Genomic DNA, 15671 nt, shown 5'->3' on the forward strand with positions numbered 1-15671 from the left:
TACTCAACCCTGGCGTGCTTGGACGAAAGCCGCCACGGCCCGGTCGACGTCCTCGGTGGAGTGGGCGGCCGAGAGCTGCACCCGGATCCTGGCCTGACCGTGCGGCACGACCGGGTAGGAGAAGCCGACCACGTAGACGCCCAGGTCGAGGAGGCGTTCGGCCATGGCGCCGGCCTCGGCGGCGTCGCCGATCATCACGGGCACGATCGGGTGCTCGCCCGGCAGGATGTCGAACCCGGCCTTGGTCATCTCGCCGCGGAAACGCGCGGTGTTCGAACGCAGCTGCTCGCGGGCCTCGCCGGAGGTCTCCAGCAGGTCGAGGATGCGCAGCGAGGCCGAGGCGATGACGGGGGCCAGGGAGTTGGAGAACAGGTACGGCCGCGACCGCTGGCGCAGCAGCTCGCAGACCTCCTTGCGGGCCGAGACGTAGCCGCCGCTGGCCCCGCCGAGCGCCTTGCCCAGGGTGCCGGTGACGATGTCGACCCGGTCGGTGACGCCGTGCAGCTCGGGCGTGCCGCGGCCGGTGGGGCCGACGAAGCCGACGGCGTGGGAGTCGTCCACCATGACCATGGCGTCGTACCGGTCGGCCAGGTCGCAGATCTCGCGCAGCGGGGCGAGGTAGCCGTCCATGGAGAAGACGCCGTCGGTGACGATCAGCCGCCGCCGGGCGTCGGACGCCTCCTTGAGCCTGGCCTCCAGCTCGGCCATGTCGCGGTTGGCGTAACGGAAGCGCTGGGCCTTGGAGAGCCGGATGCCGTCGATGATGCTCGCGTGGTTGAGGGCGTCGGAGATCACCGCGTCCTGGGCGTCGAGCAGGGTCTCGAACACGCCGCCGTTGGCGTCGAAGCACGAGCTGTAGAGGACGGTGTCCTCCATGCCCAGGAAGTCCGACAGGCGGGATTCGAGCTCCTTGTGCACCTCCTGGGTGCCGCAGATGAACCGTACGGAGGCCATGCCGAAGCCCCAGCGGTCGAGCGCCTGCTTGGCCGCCTCGACCACCTCGGGGTGGTCGGCCAGGCCCAGGTAGTTGTTGGCGCAGAAGTTCAGCACCTCGCGCCCGGCCACGCCGACCTGGGAGCTCTGCGGGGTGGTGATCACCCGCTCGGGCTTGAGCAGCCCGGCCTCGGTGATCTCGTCGAGCGTCGCACGCAGCTGCTCGCGCACGTTCGTGAACATCAAGCGCTCCAATCGAGGATGACCTTGCCCGTACGGCCGCTCGCGGCCGTGTCGAAGGCGGCGTCGAAGTCGTGGTACGGGAACCGATCGGTGATCACGGGGGAGAGGTCGAGACCCTTTTCCAGCAGGACTGACATGTTGTACCAGGTCTCGAACATCTCCCGGCCGTAAACGCCCTTGATGGTGAGCATCGAGGTCACCACGGTGGCCCAGTCGACGGCGAACTCCTCGGCGGGAAGACCGAGCATCGCGATCTTCCCTCCGTGCGTCATGTTCGCGATCATGTCACGCATGGCCCCAGGGTTACCGGACATCTCAAGCCCGACGTCGAAGCCCTCCCGCATGTGGAGCTGGCGCATGCCCTCGTCGATCGTCGCCCTGGAGACGTTGAGCGCGAGCGAGACGCCGAGCTTGCCGGCCAGGTCGAGGCGCTCGTCGCTGACGTCGGTGATCATCACGTTGCGCGCGCCGACGTGCGTGGCCACGGCCGCCGCCATCAGCCCGATCGGGCCGGCGCCGGTGATCAGCACGTCCTCACCGACCAGGGGGAAGGACAGTGCGGTGTGCACGGCGTTGCCGAACGGGTCGAAGATGGCCGCCACGTCGGGATGAACGGGAACCCGGTGCACCCATACGTTCGAGGCGGGCAGCGTGACGAATTCGGCGAACGCGCCGTCCCTGTTGACGCCGAGGCCGATCGTGTTGCGGCACAGGTGACGGCGTCCGGCCATGCAGTTGCGGCACTTGCCGCAGACGATGTGGCCCTCGCCGCTCACCAGGTCGCCGACGGCGATGTCCTCCACGCCGGGCGCGACCTCGACCACGTGGCCGCAGAACTCGTGCCCGACGACGAGCGGGAGCTTCAGCGTGTGCCGCGCCCAGTCGTCATATTTGCGGATGTGCAGGTCGGTGCCACAGATGCCGGTACGCAACACCCGGATCTTCACCTCGCCCGGCCTGACCTCGGGCTCCGGCACGTCCACCAGCCAAAGGCCGGGCTCGGCCTTCTGCTTGACCAGCGCTTTCATCGCTTCACTTCCCCCTGTTCCGAACCTAACGCACTGTGCCCGCTCCCCTCGGAACATGTCCATCGAGGGATTCTTAAGTGCCCCCACAGCTCAGCTTCACGCGGCAGCGAGACCAGGCACAATTACGAAATAAGCTTGAAGATGACCTGCCCGGCGACTCGGAGGTATCGGTGCGACAGCAGAGCGGCGACGCCTCGCTTCTGCGCAAGCTCAACTCGGCGGCCATCCTGCGCGTGCTGCGCGAGGCCGACGTGGCCACGCTGTCGGAGCTGGCCAGGTCCGCCCGGGTGTCCAGGCCGACGGCCGAGGTCATCGTCGACGACCTGGTCACCGAGGGCTGGGCGGAGGAGTGCGAGGAGGAGGCCGGCGACCGCCAGCGGGGGCGACCGGCCAAACGCTTCAGGTTCCGCGCCTCGGCGGGGCACGTGCTGGGCGTCGGCATCGGCGGTTCCAGCCTGCGCGCCATGCTGGCCGACCTGAACGGCACGATCGCCGTCACCCGCCGCGCGCCCAACCACCGCGACATGCCCGCGGCCGAGCGGCTCGACCAGATCGTCGGGCTCGCCACGGAGACCGCCGCCCAGGCCGGGCTGGCGCTGGCGGACGTCACCGTCGTCGGCGTGGGCACCACCGGCACGGTCGACGGCTCGGGGCGCGTCGTGAAGAGCGTCGCCCTGTCCGACTGGACCGGCCTCGACCTGCAGGGCGAGCTGTCGGCCCGGATCCCCGCGCCGGTGCTCGTCGAGAACGACATGCGCCTGGCCGTCCTGGCCGAGCACTGGCGGGGCGCCGCCCAGGGCCGCGACGACGTCGTCTACCTGTTCACCGGCGACCGCATCGGCATGGGCCTGCTCATCGGCGGCCGGCCGTACCGGGGGGCGCACGCGGCCGGCGGCGAGATCGGAGCCCAGCCGCACAACAACTGGACCGCCTTCCGGTACGTCCTCGACTACGCGATGGCCGTCGAGCCGGGCGAGCTGCGCTCCAGCCGGCAGTGCGCCGAGTTCGCGATCGCCAGGGCCCGCGCCGGCGACGAGCGGGCGGGCCAGGCGGTCAGGGAGTTCGCGCGCGGCCTGGCCGCCGGGCTCATCACGGTGGTCAACCCGCTCGACCCGGACATGGTGGTCATCGGCGGCAGCCTGTCCTCGGCCGGAGACCTGCTGGTCGAGCCGGTACGCGAGCTGTTCGAGGAGTACTGCCTCTACCCGCCGGAGGTGGTGGCGTCGGGGCTGGGCAGCGAGTGCATCACGCTGGGCGCTGTCCGGTTCGCCCTCGATCAGGCGGATCGCCTGCTCTTTACGTAGCCATCTTGGTTAATTAGATAACCGTTCTGTCACGGACATGTCGCTGACCGACATCGATCCAGCAAGCATGCTCAGATCTGATCGCTTTAACCTAGTTATTTGCATAAATCGGTACTAGCCTCCAGCCATCCCGACCCGACTGGAGGTGAGCGTGTGGCCGCTGTCACCCTGCTTGAGCGGCTGAAGCGCGACTGGACGCTGCTGGCCCTGTGCCTGCCCGGCGTCCTGTACTTCGTGGCCTTCTTCTACGTGCCGCTGCTCGGCAACGTCATCGCCTTCAAGGACTACGCGCCGTTCCTCGGCATCGCGGGCAGCCCCTGGGTGGGCCTGGACAACTTCGTGATGCTGCTGGAGGAGCCGGAGTTCTGGAGCGCGGTCGGCAACACCCTGCAGATCACGGCGCTCCAGCTCGTCCTCTACTTCCCGGCCCCGATCGCGCTCGCGCTCCTGCTGAACTCCCTGATCGGCCACCGCGTCAAGCGGTTCATCCAGACCGTCGTCTACCTGCCGCACTTCCTGTCATGGGTGGTCGTGGTGGCGATGTTCCAGCAGGTCATCGGTGGCGCCGGCACGGTCAGCTCGTTCCTGAACTCGCACGGCATCACCATCGGCAACCTGATGTCGAACGCGGACACGTTCAAGCTGCTCGTGACGGCCCAGGTCATCTGGAAGGACTGCGGCTGGGGCACGATCATCTTCCTGGCCGCGATCACCGCGATCGACATGAGCCAGTACGAGGCCGCCGCCATCGACGGCGCCGACTGGAAGCGCCGCCTGTGGCACGTCACGCTGCCCGGCATCCGCTCGGTCATCCTCATGATGCTCATCCTGCGCCTGGGCGACATCCTGTCCGTCGGCTTCGAGCAGATGGTCCTGCAACGAGAGGCCGTGGGCGCCGGAGCGGCCGAGGTCATCGACACCTACGTCTACTACCACGGCATCCGTGACGGCGACTGGGGCATGAGCACCGCCGCCGGCCTCATGAAGGGCCTCATCGGCGCGGCGCTCATCTACGCGGCCAACAAGCTCGCGCACCGCTTCGGAGAGCAAGGGATCTATCGATGAGGCCGCCGTGGATGGAACGCCCGACCATCGCCGGGCGCACGCTCAAGTTCGTCGTGCTGACCGCGATCACCGTGGCCGTGCTGTACCCGTTCGGGCTGGCCGTCGGCACGAGCCTGATGGGCCGCGCCGAGAGCATCGCCAACGGCGGCAGCTACGTGCTCTGGCCCTCGCACCCGACCTTCGAGGCGTACTCGCTGATCCTGTCCGGCGGCGCGGTCACCCGGTCGGTGCTGATCAGCATCGGCATCACGCTCACCGGCACCGCGCTCAGCCTGATCTGCACGGTCTTCCTCGGCTACGCGCTGTCGCGGCGCGGCATGCTCGGCGGCAAGCCGATCCTGCTGATGGTGCTGGCCACGTTCCTGTTCACGCCGGGCATGATCCCGAGCTACCTCATGGTCAAGGAGCTCGGCATGATCGACACCTACCAGTCGCTCATCGTGCCGGTGCTGGTCAACGCGTTCAACGTGGTCGTGGTCAGGTCGTTCTTCCAGAACCTGCCCGAGGAGCTGTTCGAGGCGGCCCGCATGGACGGGTGCGGCGAGTTCCGGATGATGTGGCGGATCGCGATCCCGCTGTCCAAGGCGGTGATCGCCGTCGTCGGCCTGTTCTACGCGGTCTCGTACTGGAACACGTTCTTCAACGCCATCCTCTACATCAACGACCAGACCAAGCACCCCATCCAGGTCGTGCTGCGGCAGTTCATCTTCCGCGGCACCTCGGCCACGGGCTCCGACGTCGCGATCGTGCGCGACCTGCCCGCCTCGTCGGTGCAGATGGCGGTGCTCATCATCGCGCTCGTGCCGATCCTGCTCGCCTACCCCTTCCTCCAGAAGTACTTCACCAAGGGCGTCCTCACCGGCGCCGTCAAGGGCTGAGAACCCGGGAGCAACCATGTCATCCATCATGTCCCGTCGTGGATTCCTCGGACTCGCGCTCGCCGGCGCCACGGTCGCCGGGCTCGCGGCCTGCGGCGGCGAGAGCGGCCCCGCAGGCGTGAAGAAGGGCGGCGCGGATCTGTCCAAGAAGCTGACGCTGCCGACGTACACCGCCGCCAAGATCCCCACGCCCGACCTGCCGATCGACGCCGGCCAGGACCCCGCGTACCTGAAGTACCCGAGCGAGCTGGTCAAGTCGGTCGCCACCGCGCCGGGCGACGGCAAGAAGATCACCTCGCTCACCCAGACGTGGGACGTCGCGCCGCCCGCCCCCGGCCAGAACACCTACCTGCAGGAGCTGAGCAAGGCCCTGGGCTCCGAGTGGAGCATGAACATCGTCGTGGGCGACGGCTACCCCGACAAGTTCAACGCCATCATCGCCAGCGACGACCTGCCCGACCTGGTCTGGTTCCCGCCGAACCAGGGGCTGCAGCGGGTGCCCGAGCTGCTGGCGGCCAAGTTCCACGACCTGACGTCGTACCTGAGCGGCGACGCGATCAAGAAGTACCCGAACCTGGCCAACGTGGGCGACGTGACCTGGAAGTCCGCGGTCACCGACGGGAAGCTGTACGGCGTGGCGGTGGCCTACAGCCGCTTCGGCCAGGTGTTCCTGGTCAACCAGGACTACTGGCAGCCGGTCGGCGGCACCGAGTTCACCAGCGCCGACGACTTCCTGGCCAAGGCCAAGCAGCTGCTCGACGTGAAGAAGAACAAGTACCCGCTCGAACCGAGCTACTACAACCACGTGCACATGTTCAGCCACTGGTACGGCGCCCCCAACACCTGGAAGCTGACCGGCGGCAAGCTGACCCACCAGTTCGAGACGCCCGAGTACCAGGCGGCGCTGGAGCTCGCGGTCAAGTGCTTCAAGGCCAACCTGTTCTGGCCGGACCCCGCCCTGGCCACCATCAAGGACAAGGTCGCCAACGGCCAGATCGGCGCGTACGTCGAGTCGTTCCCCGGCTTCCTCAACGACGCCAAGACCCAGAAGTACAACCTGGGCGCGATCGTGCCGTTCGCCGCCACGCCGTCGTCCAAGCCGGTCTACAACGCCGGGCTCGGTTCGGTGGGCTTCACCTCGATCAGCAAGAAGGTGGACGCCAAGCGCATCGAGACCCTGCTCGGCGTGCTCAACTACCTGGCCGCCCCGTTCGGCACGGAGGAGTACGAGCGCGTCAACTTCGGCGTCGAGGGCACCCACTTCACCAAGAAGGACGGCGACCTCGCCTTCACCGACAAGGGCACGGCCGAGGTGCCCACCACGCAGCAGCCGCTCTCGTTCGTGATCGGGTCGCCGTCCGCGCTGTTCCTGCCCGGCCAGCCCGAGCGCACCAAGCTCATCCACGACTTCGAGACCAAGATCGCTTCTATGCTTCAGGAGCGCGTCACCACCGGCCACTTCTCCGACACCTACACCCAGAAGAACGGTGAGCTGAGCACCATGGGCAAGGACATGGTCGACGACATCGTGACCGGGCGTAAGTCGATGTCGGACTGGCCGGCCTTCGTCAAGAAGTGGCTGGGCAGGGGCGGCGAGGCGATGCGGGCCGAGTACGAGGCCTCCATCGCCAAGGGCTGATCGTTCTACCGTTTGAAAGGACACTTGTGGAAGACCTGCGCATCGGAGTCATCGGGCTCGGCCTGCGGACGAGTCTCGCCCTGGCCGCCCACCGGCCGGGCGAGGGCTCGGTCGTGGCCGCGCTGTGCGACTCCGACCCGGCAGCGCTCAAGAAGCAGTCGGAGCGGTTCGAGGCGGAGTTCCTGACCGGGGAGTACCGCGAGCTGCTCGACCGGCCGGATCTCGACGCGATCGTCGTCAACACCCCCGACGACACGCACGAGCGCATCGCCATCGACGCTCTCCAGGCCGGCAAGGCCGTCTACCTGGAGAAGCCGATGGCCATCACCGTCGAGGGCTGCGACAACATCCTGCGGGCCGCCCGCGAGACGGGCAGCCGCCTGTACGTGGGGCACAACATGCGTCACATGGGCGTGGTCCGCCTGATGCGCGACATCATCCGCAAGGGTGTGATCGGTGAGCCCAAGACCGTGTGGGTACGCCACTTCGTGTCCTACGGCGGCGACTACTACTTCAAGGACTGGCACGCCGACCGCACCCGTACCACGGGCCTGCTGCTGCAGAAGGCGGCGCACGACCTCGACGTGATCCACTGGCTGGCCGGCGGCTACACCACCCGGGTGAACGCCCTCGGCGACCTGATGGTCTACGGCGACCTGCCGCGCCGCGAGCCAGGGACGCCCCGGCCGCAGGGCTGGCTACGGGAGTTCGAGTGGCCGCCCACGCAGCGGCGCGACCTGCACCACGTGATCGACGTCGAGGACGTGTCGGTCATGAACATGCGCCTGGACAACGGCGTCATCGCCGCCTACCAGCAGTGCCACTTCAGCCCCGACTACGTGCGCAACTACACGGTCATCGGGACCGAGGGCCGGCTGGAGAACTTCGGCGACGGCCCGGGGGACACGGTCAAGGTGTGGAACACCGGCCCCACCTCCTACCGGGACGACTGCGACATCGCCTACCAGGTGCCGGCCGCGCAGGGCTCGCACGGCGGGGCCGACACCCAGATCATGGCCGAGTTCTGCCGGTTCGTCAGGGAGGGCGGGGCGACCGACACCTCACCCGTGGCGGCCAGGATGAGCGTCGCCGCCGGGTACATGGCCACGATGTCGCTGCGCGACGGCGGCATGCCGTACGACGTGCCGTCGCTGGACCCGGAGCTGGCCGCGTACTTCGACAACGGCCAGCGCTGAGCGGCGCCGGGGCCGGGTGGGGGGACCCGCGCGGCCCCGGCGGACGTCAGCGGCCGGCGTCCTTGGGGTCGCGCTCGCGCTCCAGGTCGGCGAACGGGGACGGCTCGTTGACGGCCTGGGTGATCTGGCGGGGGCCCTTGGGGCTCTCGGCCTCCTGCGCGTCGGCGACCGCCTCGGCCGCCGCCTCCGAGGCCGCCGCGATCTCCTTGTCCAGCTCCTCCGACGGCCGGAGCTCCTCCTCGCGGGTGGCGGCCGACTTCGGCAGCGCCTCGGTGAACGCCTTCGAGACGCCCTGCAAGGCCGAGGTGACCTCGCTCGGGATGACCCAGAACGTGTTGCCGCTGCCCTGGGCGAGCTGCGGCAGCACCTGAAGGTACTGGTAGGCCAGCAGCTTGGGGTCGGGGTCGTTGCGGTGGACGGCCTGGAAGACCTGGTCGATGGCGCGCGACTGGCCCTCGGCCTCCAGGATGGCGGCCGAGCGCTGGCCCTCGGCCCGCAGGATGCGGCTCTGCTTGTCACCCTCGGCCGTGAGGATCTGCGACTGGCGCTGGCCCTCGGCGTTGAGGATCGCGGCCCGCTTGTCGCGCTCGGCCCGCATCTGCTTCTCCATCGCGTCCTTGATGGTCTTGGGCGGGTCGATGGCCTTGACCTCGACGCGGTTGACCCGGATGCCCCACTTGCCGGTGGCCTCGTCGAGCACGCCGCGCAACTGGCTGTTGATGGTGTCGCGCGAGGTGAGCGTCTTCTCCAGGTCCATCGAGCCGATCACGTTACGCATGGTCGTGACGGTGAGCTGCTCTATCGCCTGGATGTAGTTGGCGATCTCGTACGCCGCCGCCCGGGGGTCGGTGACCTGGAAGTACAGGACGTTGTCGATCTCGACGACCAGGTTGTCCTCGGTGATGACCGGCTGGGGGCGGAAGGTCACCACCTGCTCGCGCAGGTCGATCATCGGATAGACGCGGTCGACGTAGGGGATGACGAAATTGAGACCCGGCTTGAGCGTGCGGTGGTAGCGGCCGAGCCGCTCCACGTTGCGGGCCCGCGCCTGGGGCACGATCCGCACGGCCTTGAGCACGGTGAACGCGGCGAAAAGGATGATCAGCAGTCCGGCTATCAGCAACGGGTCCATGTGGTCACTCCCGTGGATACACGAGGGCCGTGGCGCCCTCGATCTCGATGATGTCGACGGTTGCCCCGGTGGGGATCACCAGGGTCTCGTCATAAGCGCGTGCGGACCACTCCTCACCCCCGATGCGGACCCGCCCGTCGCGGCCCGTGACCTCGGAGACCACGTACGCGGGCTTGCCGACCAGCGCCTCCACGCCGAAACGCTGCAACGGCGGCTGCTGAAGATGGCGGACGGCGAGCGGCCGGATGACCACCATCCCCGCCGCGGACGACAGGGCGAACACGAGGATCTGCAAGGGGACGGGCAGCCCGACGGCGGCCGTCACGGCGGTCAGGAGAGCGGCCACGCCCAGGAGGCCCAGGGCCGCCGTGAGAGTGAACAGTTCGGCCACACCGAGGACGACTGCGAGGATTATCCAGATGACCCATTCATCCATGCTCCGGCCCTCCTGAACCTATAACGGGCCTGTGTGTGTGACTGGTTCCCCCTTACCACCGTAATCCCCCATTCGTCCGCAGGGCACCCGTCACCGGCCGGCCGGCGGCGCGGCCAGGGCGCTTCCCAGGACCCACTTCTCCCACGGAAGTTGCCAGAAGCCCCACCCGTTGTCCCATTCCAGCGGGCGGGCGGTGCCCGTGATCAGCACGGGGTCGCCGCGCAGCGATCCGGCGTAGAACCAGGCCGCCTGGTCGGGACGGGCGTTGATGCAGCCGTGGCTGACGTTTTCCCTTCCCTGGGCCCAGACGTTGTCCTTCGCGTGCACGTACTCGCCGCTGTCGGAGATGCGCACGGCGTGCTCGATCAGCAGGTCGTAGTAGCCGGGGTCGCCCTTGGCGCGGCCCGGGGAGATCATGCGGACCGGGTTTCCCTTGTCCATGGTCAGGTGCATGCCGCTGGTGGTGGTGTATTCGCGCGTGGTGGCCATGCCGGCGCTGATGGCCATCTGCTGCGCCACCCTGCCGTCGCGGCGCACGACCATCTGGTGGGTGCGGGCGTCGACCGTGCTGGTCTGCCTGCGGCCCACGGTGAAGGCGAAGGTGGAGTCGAGGGTGCCGTAGACGCCCGGGGCGGGGCGCACCCCGGCCAGGTGGGCGCTGACCATCACCTGCTGCCCCGAGGCCCAGAACCGGTGGGTGCGGTAGACCACCTGCGTGTCGCTGGTCCAGCGCCAGGCGCCCTCGGCCGGGGTCTTCGTGGTGACCTCCAGCGACCGCTCGACGGCCGCCTTGTCCTGGATCGGGGTGTCGAAGTCGATGACGACCGGCATGCCCACGCCGACGGTCTCGCCGGGCAGCGGCGCGGTGGCGGCCACCCCGAACGTGTGCTCGGCGGCGCGGGTGCGGAAGCGGCCCATGGAGACCGTGGACGGGCCGTTCTCGCCCGCGGCCGTGGCGGTCACGGTGTACTCGGTCGCGGGCTTGAGCGTCCAGTCGGAGCGCCACCTGGTGTGCGAGGCGTCGAGCCGGCCCGGGACGTGCTCGCCCCCCTCGTAGACCAGGACCTGGGTCAGCCTGCCGCCCTGCGCCGTGATGACCAGCCCCTTGTCGGGACGGGCCTGCTTGGCGTCGAAGGCGGGGAAGACGTGCACGACCGCGGGCGCGGCCGGGGAGTCGCCGACGGGACCGCAGCCGCAGCAGGCCAGGAGGAAGGCGACACACAGGATCGCGGCACGCCGCACGTCACTCTCCGAGGGCTTTCCGAGGGAAGGGGAGTTCCCAGGTTAGCGGTGAGTGACGGCCGAAGCACCTTGAGTTACTTATCCGATGGTTCCGGACACCTCGCCCAATGTCAGGCCACCCGCGGTGGCCCGGATCGTCACCGTGTCGCCGTCCTGGAGAAAGGTGCGGGTGTCGCCGCCGGACAGCTTGATCGGTTCGGCGCCGTTCCAGGTCAGCTCGATGAGCGAGCCGCGTTCGTCGCGTTCGGGGCCGGAGATCGTGCCGCTGGCGAACAGGTCTCCGGTACGCAGGGAAGCGCCGTTCACGGTCATGTGGGCGAGCATCTGGTCGGGCGTCCAGTACATGCTCGGGTACGGCGGGCGCGAGATCACGTCGCCGTTGAGCACGACCTCGACGGCGATGTCCAGGCCCCAGTTGCCCTGCCTGCGCAGGTAGTCGAGCGGCTCGGGGTCCTGCGGGCGGCCCGGGACCCTGGGCAGCGCCTCCAGCGGCGTGACCCACGGCGAGACCGAGGTCGCGAACGACTTGCCCAGGAACGGCCCGAGCGGCACGTACTCCCACGCCTGGATGTCGCGCGCGCTCCAGTCGTTGACCAGCGTCACCCCGAACACGTGGTCCTCGAACGCCCCGGCCGGCGAGCCCAGCTCCGACGGCACGCCGACCACGAACCCCAGCTCGGCCTCGATGTCGAGCTTGGCGCACGGCCCGTAGACCCCGGCCCTGAGCTGGCCGTGCGGGCGCCGGACCGGCGTGCCGGACACGACGACCGTGCCCGACCTGCCGTGGTAGCCGACGGGCAGGTGACGCCAGTTGGGCAGCAGCGGCTCGGCGTCGGGACGGAAGATGCGGCCGATGTTGCTCGCGTGGTCGAGCGAGCAGTAGAAGTCGACGTAGTCGGCCACCTCGAACGGCATGTGCAGCCGCACCTGGTCGAGCGGGATCAGGTGGCTCTCGGTGACCGAGGAGTCGCCGGTCAGCTTGTTCTGGATGAGGGTTCTGGTGTCGTGCCAGGCCGATCGGCCCCTCGCCATGAACGGGTTGAGCGAGGGGGCGGCGAACACCTCGTCGTGCAGCGCGGCGGCCAGGTCGAGCACCTTGTCGCCGTACCTGACGCCCACTCTGGGCGGTTCGCCCTGACGGGAGAACACGCCGTAGGGCAGGTTGTCCACTCCCCAGCTCACTGAATCACTCCTAGCGTCTGCAGGTCCTCGATGGGCGTGCCGGTGCTGCAGGAGCCGTAGCTGACCAGCAGCCGCCGCGCCCGCTTCGCGGTCTCCTCCGTCACGGCTCCGGCCAGCCGTACGAGGTAGCCGACGTCGGTGGTGCGCAGCACGGGCGCGGGGTCGCGGCCGTCCACAGCCTCGCAGACCGACAGCAGCAGGTTGAGGAAGCCGTGCCGGTCGACGCCGAGGCTCGGGTCGAAGTGCCGCACCGCGTGGTGCAGCCCGGCCGTGGCTTTGAACGGGACGTCGGCCTCGACGCAGGCCCGGACGAACGCCGCGAGGTGCTCCACCGAGGGGAACGCCTCGGCCTTCAGCCCGCCGCAGCGCACCTTCAGGCCCACCCCGTCGGGCACGCCGGCGACCTTCCTGTCCGGCGGGACCTCGACGAACAGCCGCACGTGCGCGGGCAGAACGAGGCGCCGGGCCAGCTCGGCGACGGACTCGTCGGCGCCGAGCGGGATCTCGACGAAGTCCACCGGCAGGTCGCCGAAGTCGGGCAGTTCGGGCGTGTCCACGATCAGCCCGATGCGCCGCGGCCGGTAGGCGTGCCCGCGCAGCCGGTCGAGCCGGCTGGCCGGGCAGAGGAAGCGGTGGGTGAGCACGCCGTTGCCGTGCTCCAGGTCGCGCTGGTTGCGGGCCAGCGCCTCGTCCATGTGCAGCGACGTCGGCGGGAACAGGCCCGCGTCGTCGACCAGTTCGGCGTAGAGAGTCATCGTGCCCAGGTCCATGCGTAGCCGGGATCCTCACAGGACAGCGCGCCCGGCCCGAGGTCGAGCGGGCGGAAGGTGTCGACCATCACGGCCATCTCGCTCGTGGTGGTGACGCCGCGGGCGACCGCGTCGATCACCGCCTCGACCGCGCCGGGCTGCGGGCCGTGCGTGAACCCGGCCGGGTGCAGCGAGACCGAGCCGACGTCGATGCCCGAGCCCTTGCGCGCGGTGTAGTCGCCGCCCACGTAGAACATGAACTCGTCGGAGTCCACGTTGTGGTGGTTGTATGGGATCGGGATGGCCTCGGGGTGGTAGTCGAGCGGCCGCGGGCAGAACGAGCAGACCACGAACCCGGGCCCCTCGAACGTCTGGTGCACCGGCGGCGGCGCGTGCGTCTTCTTCACGATCGGCTCGAAGTCGTCGATGTTGAAGGCGTACGGATAGAGGTGGCCGTCCCAGCCGACCACGTCGAAGGGGTGGTTGCGGTAGACGAGCCTGGTCAGGCCGCCCCGCGTGCGGACCAGGACGGGCACCTCCTCGCCCTCGACGAGCAGGGTCTGCGAAGGGCCGCGCAGGTCGCGCTCGCAGTACGGCGCGTGCTCCAGGAACTGCCCGTACTGCGACAGGTAGCGCTTGGGCGGCCTGATGTGCCCGGACGCCTCGATGGCCAGCACGTTGACCTGCCCGTCGGGCACCCAGCGGTGGATCGTGCCGGTCGGGATGACGACGTAGTCGCCCTCGCCGGCCTCGATGACGCCGTACGTGGACTCGAAGCGGACCGAGCCGCGCTGCACGTAGACGCACTCGTCGCCCATGGAGTTGCGGTACAGCTCGCTGGGGCGGTCGCTGGTGGCGTACGACAACCGGACGTCGGCGTTGCCGGCGAGCAGGATGCGGCCGTTGACCAGGTCACCCGCGCTCGACAGCTCCTGGGTGCGGAAATGGCGCGGGGAGAGCGGCAGGTTGGGCTCCAGCCGCGTCGTCGCGGACGTGGGCGTGACCGCCTCGGCCTTGATGATCGCGGTGGGCAGGTGGCGGTGGTAGAGCAGCGAGGAGTCGGACGAGAAGCCCTCCTCGCCCATCAGCTCCTCGGCGTAGAGGCCGCCGTCCGGCCGCCTGAACTGCGTGTGCCGCTTGCGTGGCACTTCCCCAACGACGCGGTAGTACGGCATCCGCCCTCCATGTTGTCCGCTTACCGGACGCATGTGTCCTCTATGTGTGACTACCGTCCGCCATCGGTGTGGAGATGTCAACCCAGCGCGGCGGCCAGCTCGGCGGCCGCCGCCACCACGCGCGGCCCCGTCTCCTCCTCCAGCGGGCCGAACGTCACCACCCCCACCGAAGCCTCCAGCCACGGCAGCCCGGTCACGGGCGCGGCGATGCCCCGCGCCCCCACCTGCAACTGCCCCTCCGTCACGAGGTATTCGTCGCGCCCCTCGCGCAGGGCCAGGATCGCCCGGCCCGCCGCGCCTTTCGCCAGCGGATGGCGCGACCCCTCCCGGTAGGCCACGTGCATGTCGGTCCAGGACGGCTCCACCACCGCCACCGCCAGCCCGTCGTCGCCCTCGGCCACGGTCAGGTGGGCGGTCGCGCCCACCTGCTCGGCCAGCCGCCGCAGCGTCGGCACCGCCGCCGCCCGCAGCAGCGGCTGCACGGCCTGGGCCAGCACCAGCACCCCGAACCCGAGATGCACCCGCCCTTCGGCGTCGCGGCGGACGAACCCCTCGTTCAGCAGTGTCGTGAGCAGCCGGTAGACCACCGGCCGGCTCAGCGACAGCTCGGTGCTCAGCTCGGTCGGGGTGCGCCCGCCCTTCCCGTCGGCGAGAAGTCGCAGCAGGCGCAGCCCGCGTTCGAGCGTCTGGGCGGATTCGGCGGCCATGACTCCGATTATGGAGTGGCGGCCGACCAGTGAAAGAGCCCGGTGAAGGGGTACGTACGGACGAGAAGGCGTCGGGGGGTGGAGATGCGGCAGAGGTGGCTGTTCCTGGTCGCCGGTCTGGCTGTCTGCGCCCTGCCGCCGGCCGTGCCGTCGCTCACGACGCCGATCGCGTACATGGCGAGGGAGACCCTGATCGACCCGCCGCCGCGCCCGGGGGGCGACCGGCTGGTCGAGAACACCTTCTACCTCACCCAGGGCATCACGGTGAGCCAGTGGCTGCTGCCGGTCGCCAAGGGCGTGTCCTTCCGTGCCGGCTACGTCGCCGTGGGGGTCAGCGTCGACGCGAGCGGGCGGTTGTCCGGCACTCCCTCGCGCGTGGGCACGTTCATCGCCCCGGTCCGGCTCTGCGCCGGGCACTCGTGCGAGGAGCAGCTCATCACCCTCGTCGTGCTCGGGAACGTTCCATGGGAGCCGCGCGAGCTGACCTTCCCCGGCCGGGCCGGCGTGCCGCTCGCCGGCGAGATCGGCATCAACGGCGGCCCCCAGGGCGTCATCCCCACCTTCAGCGTGACCGACCACGCCAAGCTGCCCGCGGGCGTGACGATCGGCCCCGACGGGCACGTCGGCGGGGCGCCCCAGGCGGCCGGCATCTCCGAGGTCCCGGTGCGCGTCTGCGTGGCGGGCAACTGCGCGGGCGTCGTGGTCCGGTTGATCATCGTCTGAGCCCTTGCGCGGGGGCGGGTGCTGCGGTCACGGTGGTTC

Annotated in this window: 15 protein-coding genes; 6 read left to right on the forward strand and 9 right to left on the reverse strand. The window is 69.4% G+C overall.

The features are described from left to right. Positions 1-3: 3 nt before the first annotated feature. Together ABZ444_RS22420 and tdh are read right to left on the reverse strand one after the other, a co-directional pair. Positions 4-1176 carry a glycine C-acetyltransferase gene (locus ABZ444_RS22420; RefSeq protein ID WP_357999941.1) on the reverse strand — a complete coding sequence of 391 codons (1173 nt, stop codon included), beginning with the start codon at positions 1174-1176 and terminating at the stop codon, positions 4-6. Further along, positions 1176-2204: an L-threonine 3-dehydrogenase gene (gene tdh / locus ABZ444_RS22425; protein ID WP_357999944.1), complete on the reverse strand. Its 1029-nt coding sequence runs from the start codon at positions 2202-2204 to the stop codon at positions 1176-1178. The genes ABZ444_RS22420 and tdh overlap by 1 nt, the downstream gene beginning before the upstream one ends. A gap of 170 nt (positions 2205-2374) precedes the next feature. Here tdh and ABZ444_RS22430 point away from each other — a divergent pair, with 170 nt between their 5' ends. From ABZ444_RS22430 to ABZ444_RS22450, 5 genes are all read left to right on the forward strand, one after another. Further along, entirely contained in the window at positions 2375-3508 is a 1134-nt protein-coding gene (locus ABZ444_RS22430; protein ID WP_357999947.1) for an ROK family protein, read from the forward strand. Positions 3509-3661: 153 nt separating this feature from the next. Beyond that, positions 3662-4573 (forward strand): ABC transporter permease subunit, encoded by a 912-nt coding sequence (locus tag ABZ444_RS22435; protein WP_357976243.1) that lies wholly within the window; start codon positions 3662-3664, stop codon positions 4571-4573. Continuing rightward, entirely contained in the window at positions 4570-5451 is an 882-nt protein-coding gene (locus ABZ444_RS22440) for a carbohydrate ABC transporter permease (RefSeq protein ID WP_357999950.1), read from the forward strand. The genes ABZ444_RS22435 and ABZ444_RS22440 overlap by 4 nt, the downstream gene beginning before the upstream one ends. 16 nt (positions 5452-5467) lie before the next feature. Further along, positions 5468-7090 (forward strand): hypothetical protein, encoded by a 1623-nt coding sequence (locus ABZ444_RS22445; protein ID WP_357999953.1) that lies wholly within the window; start codon positions 5468-5470, stop codon positions 7088-7090. 26 nt (positions 7091-7116) lie between these two features. Then, positions 7117-8286 carry a Gfo/Idh/MocA family oxidoreductase gene (locus tag ABZ444_RS22450; RefSeq protein WP_357999956.1) on the forward strand — a complete coding sequence of 390 codons (1170 nt, stop codon included), beginning with the start codon at positions 7117-7119 and terminating at the stop codon, positions 8284-8286. A 46-nt stretch (positions 8287-8332) separates the two neighbouring features. Here the strand turns inward: ABZ444_RS22450 and ABZ444_RS22455 are convergent, their stop codons facing one another. From ABZ444_RS22455 to ABZ444_RS22485, 7 genes are all read right to left on the reverse strand, one after another. Beyond that, the gene (locus ABZ444_RS22455; protein WP_357999958.1) at positions 8333-9418 is read right to left on the reverse strand and encodes an SPFH domain-containing protein; all 1086 of its coding nucleotides are present in this window, start codon (positions 9416-9418) and stop codon (positions 8333-8335) included. 4 nt (positions 9419-9422) lie between these two features. Continuing rightward, complete coding sequence (locus ABZ444_RS22460) at positions 9423-9854, reverse strand: NfeD family protein (RefSeq protein WP_352324976.1); 432 nt, start codon at positions 9852-9854, stop codon at positions 9423-9425. A gap of 90 nt (positions 9855-9944) precedes the next feature. Continuing rightward, positions 9945-11096, reverse strand: coding sequence for an Ig-like domain-containing protein (locus ABZ444_RS22465; RefSeq protein ID WP_357999961.1), 1152 nt, complete (start codon positions 11094-11096; stop codon positions 9945-9947). Between the two features lie 78 nt (positions 11097-11174). Next, positions 11175-12278, reverse strand: coding sequence for a fumarylacetoacetase (gene fahA / locus ABZ444_RS22470; RefSeq protein WP_357999964.1), 1104 nt, complete (start codon positions 12276-12278; stop codon positions 11175-11177). Beyond that, on the reverse strand, positions 12275-13048 hold the full coding sequence (locus tag ABZ444_RS22475) for a hypothetical protein (RefSeq protein ID WP_357999967.1): 774 nt from the start codon (positions 13046-13048) through the stop codon (positions 12275-12277). Before ABZ444_RS22475 ends, fahA begins: the two co-directional genes overlap by 4 nt. Then, positions 13030-14202, reverse strand: a complete 1173-nt coding sequence (locus tag ABZ444_RS22480; RefSeq protein ID WP_357999970.1) for a homogentisate 1,2-dioxygenase domain-containing protein — start codon at positions 14200-14202, stop codon at positions 13030-13032. The genes ABZ444_RS22475 and ABZ444_RS22480 overlap by 19 nt, the downstream gene beginning before the upstream one ends. A 77-nt stretch (positions 14203-14279) precedes the next feature. Further along, complete coding sequence (locus tag ABZ444_RS22485) at positions 14280-14909, reverse strand: helix-turn-helix domain-containing protein (RefSeq protein ID WP_357999973.1); 630 nt, start codon at positions 14907-14909, stop codon at positions 14280-14282. Positions 14910-14993: 84 nt separating this feature from the next. Between ABZ444_RS22485 and ABZ444_RS22490 the strand changes: the two genes are divergently transcribed. Next, positions 14994-15632 carry a hypothetical protein gene (locus ABZ444_RS22490; protein WP_357999976.1) on the forward strand — a complete coding sequence of 213 codons (639 nt, stop codon included), beginning with the start codon at positions 14994-14996 and terminating at the stop codon, positions 15630-15632. Positions 15633-15671 lie beyond the last annotated feature (39 nt).

The organism is Nonomuraea sp. NPDC005730 (genome assembly GCF_040630865.1).
GTDB lineage: Bacteria > Actinomycetota > Actinomycetes > Streptosporangiales > Streptosporangiaceae > Nonomuraea.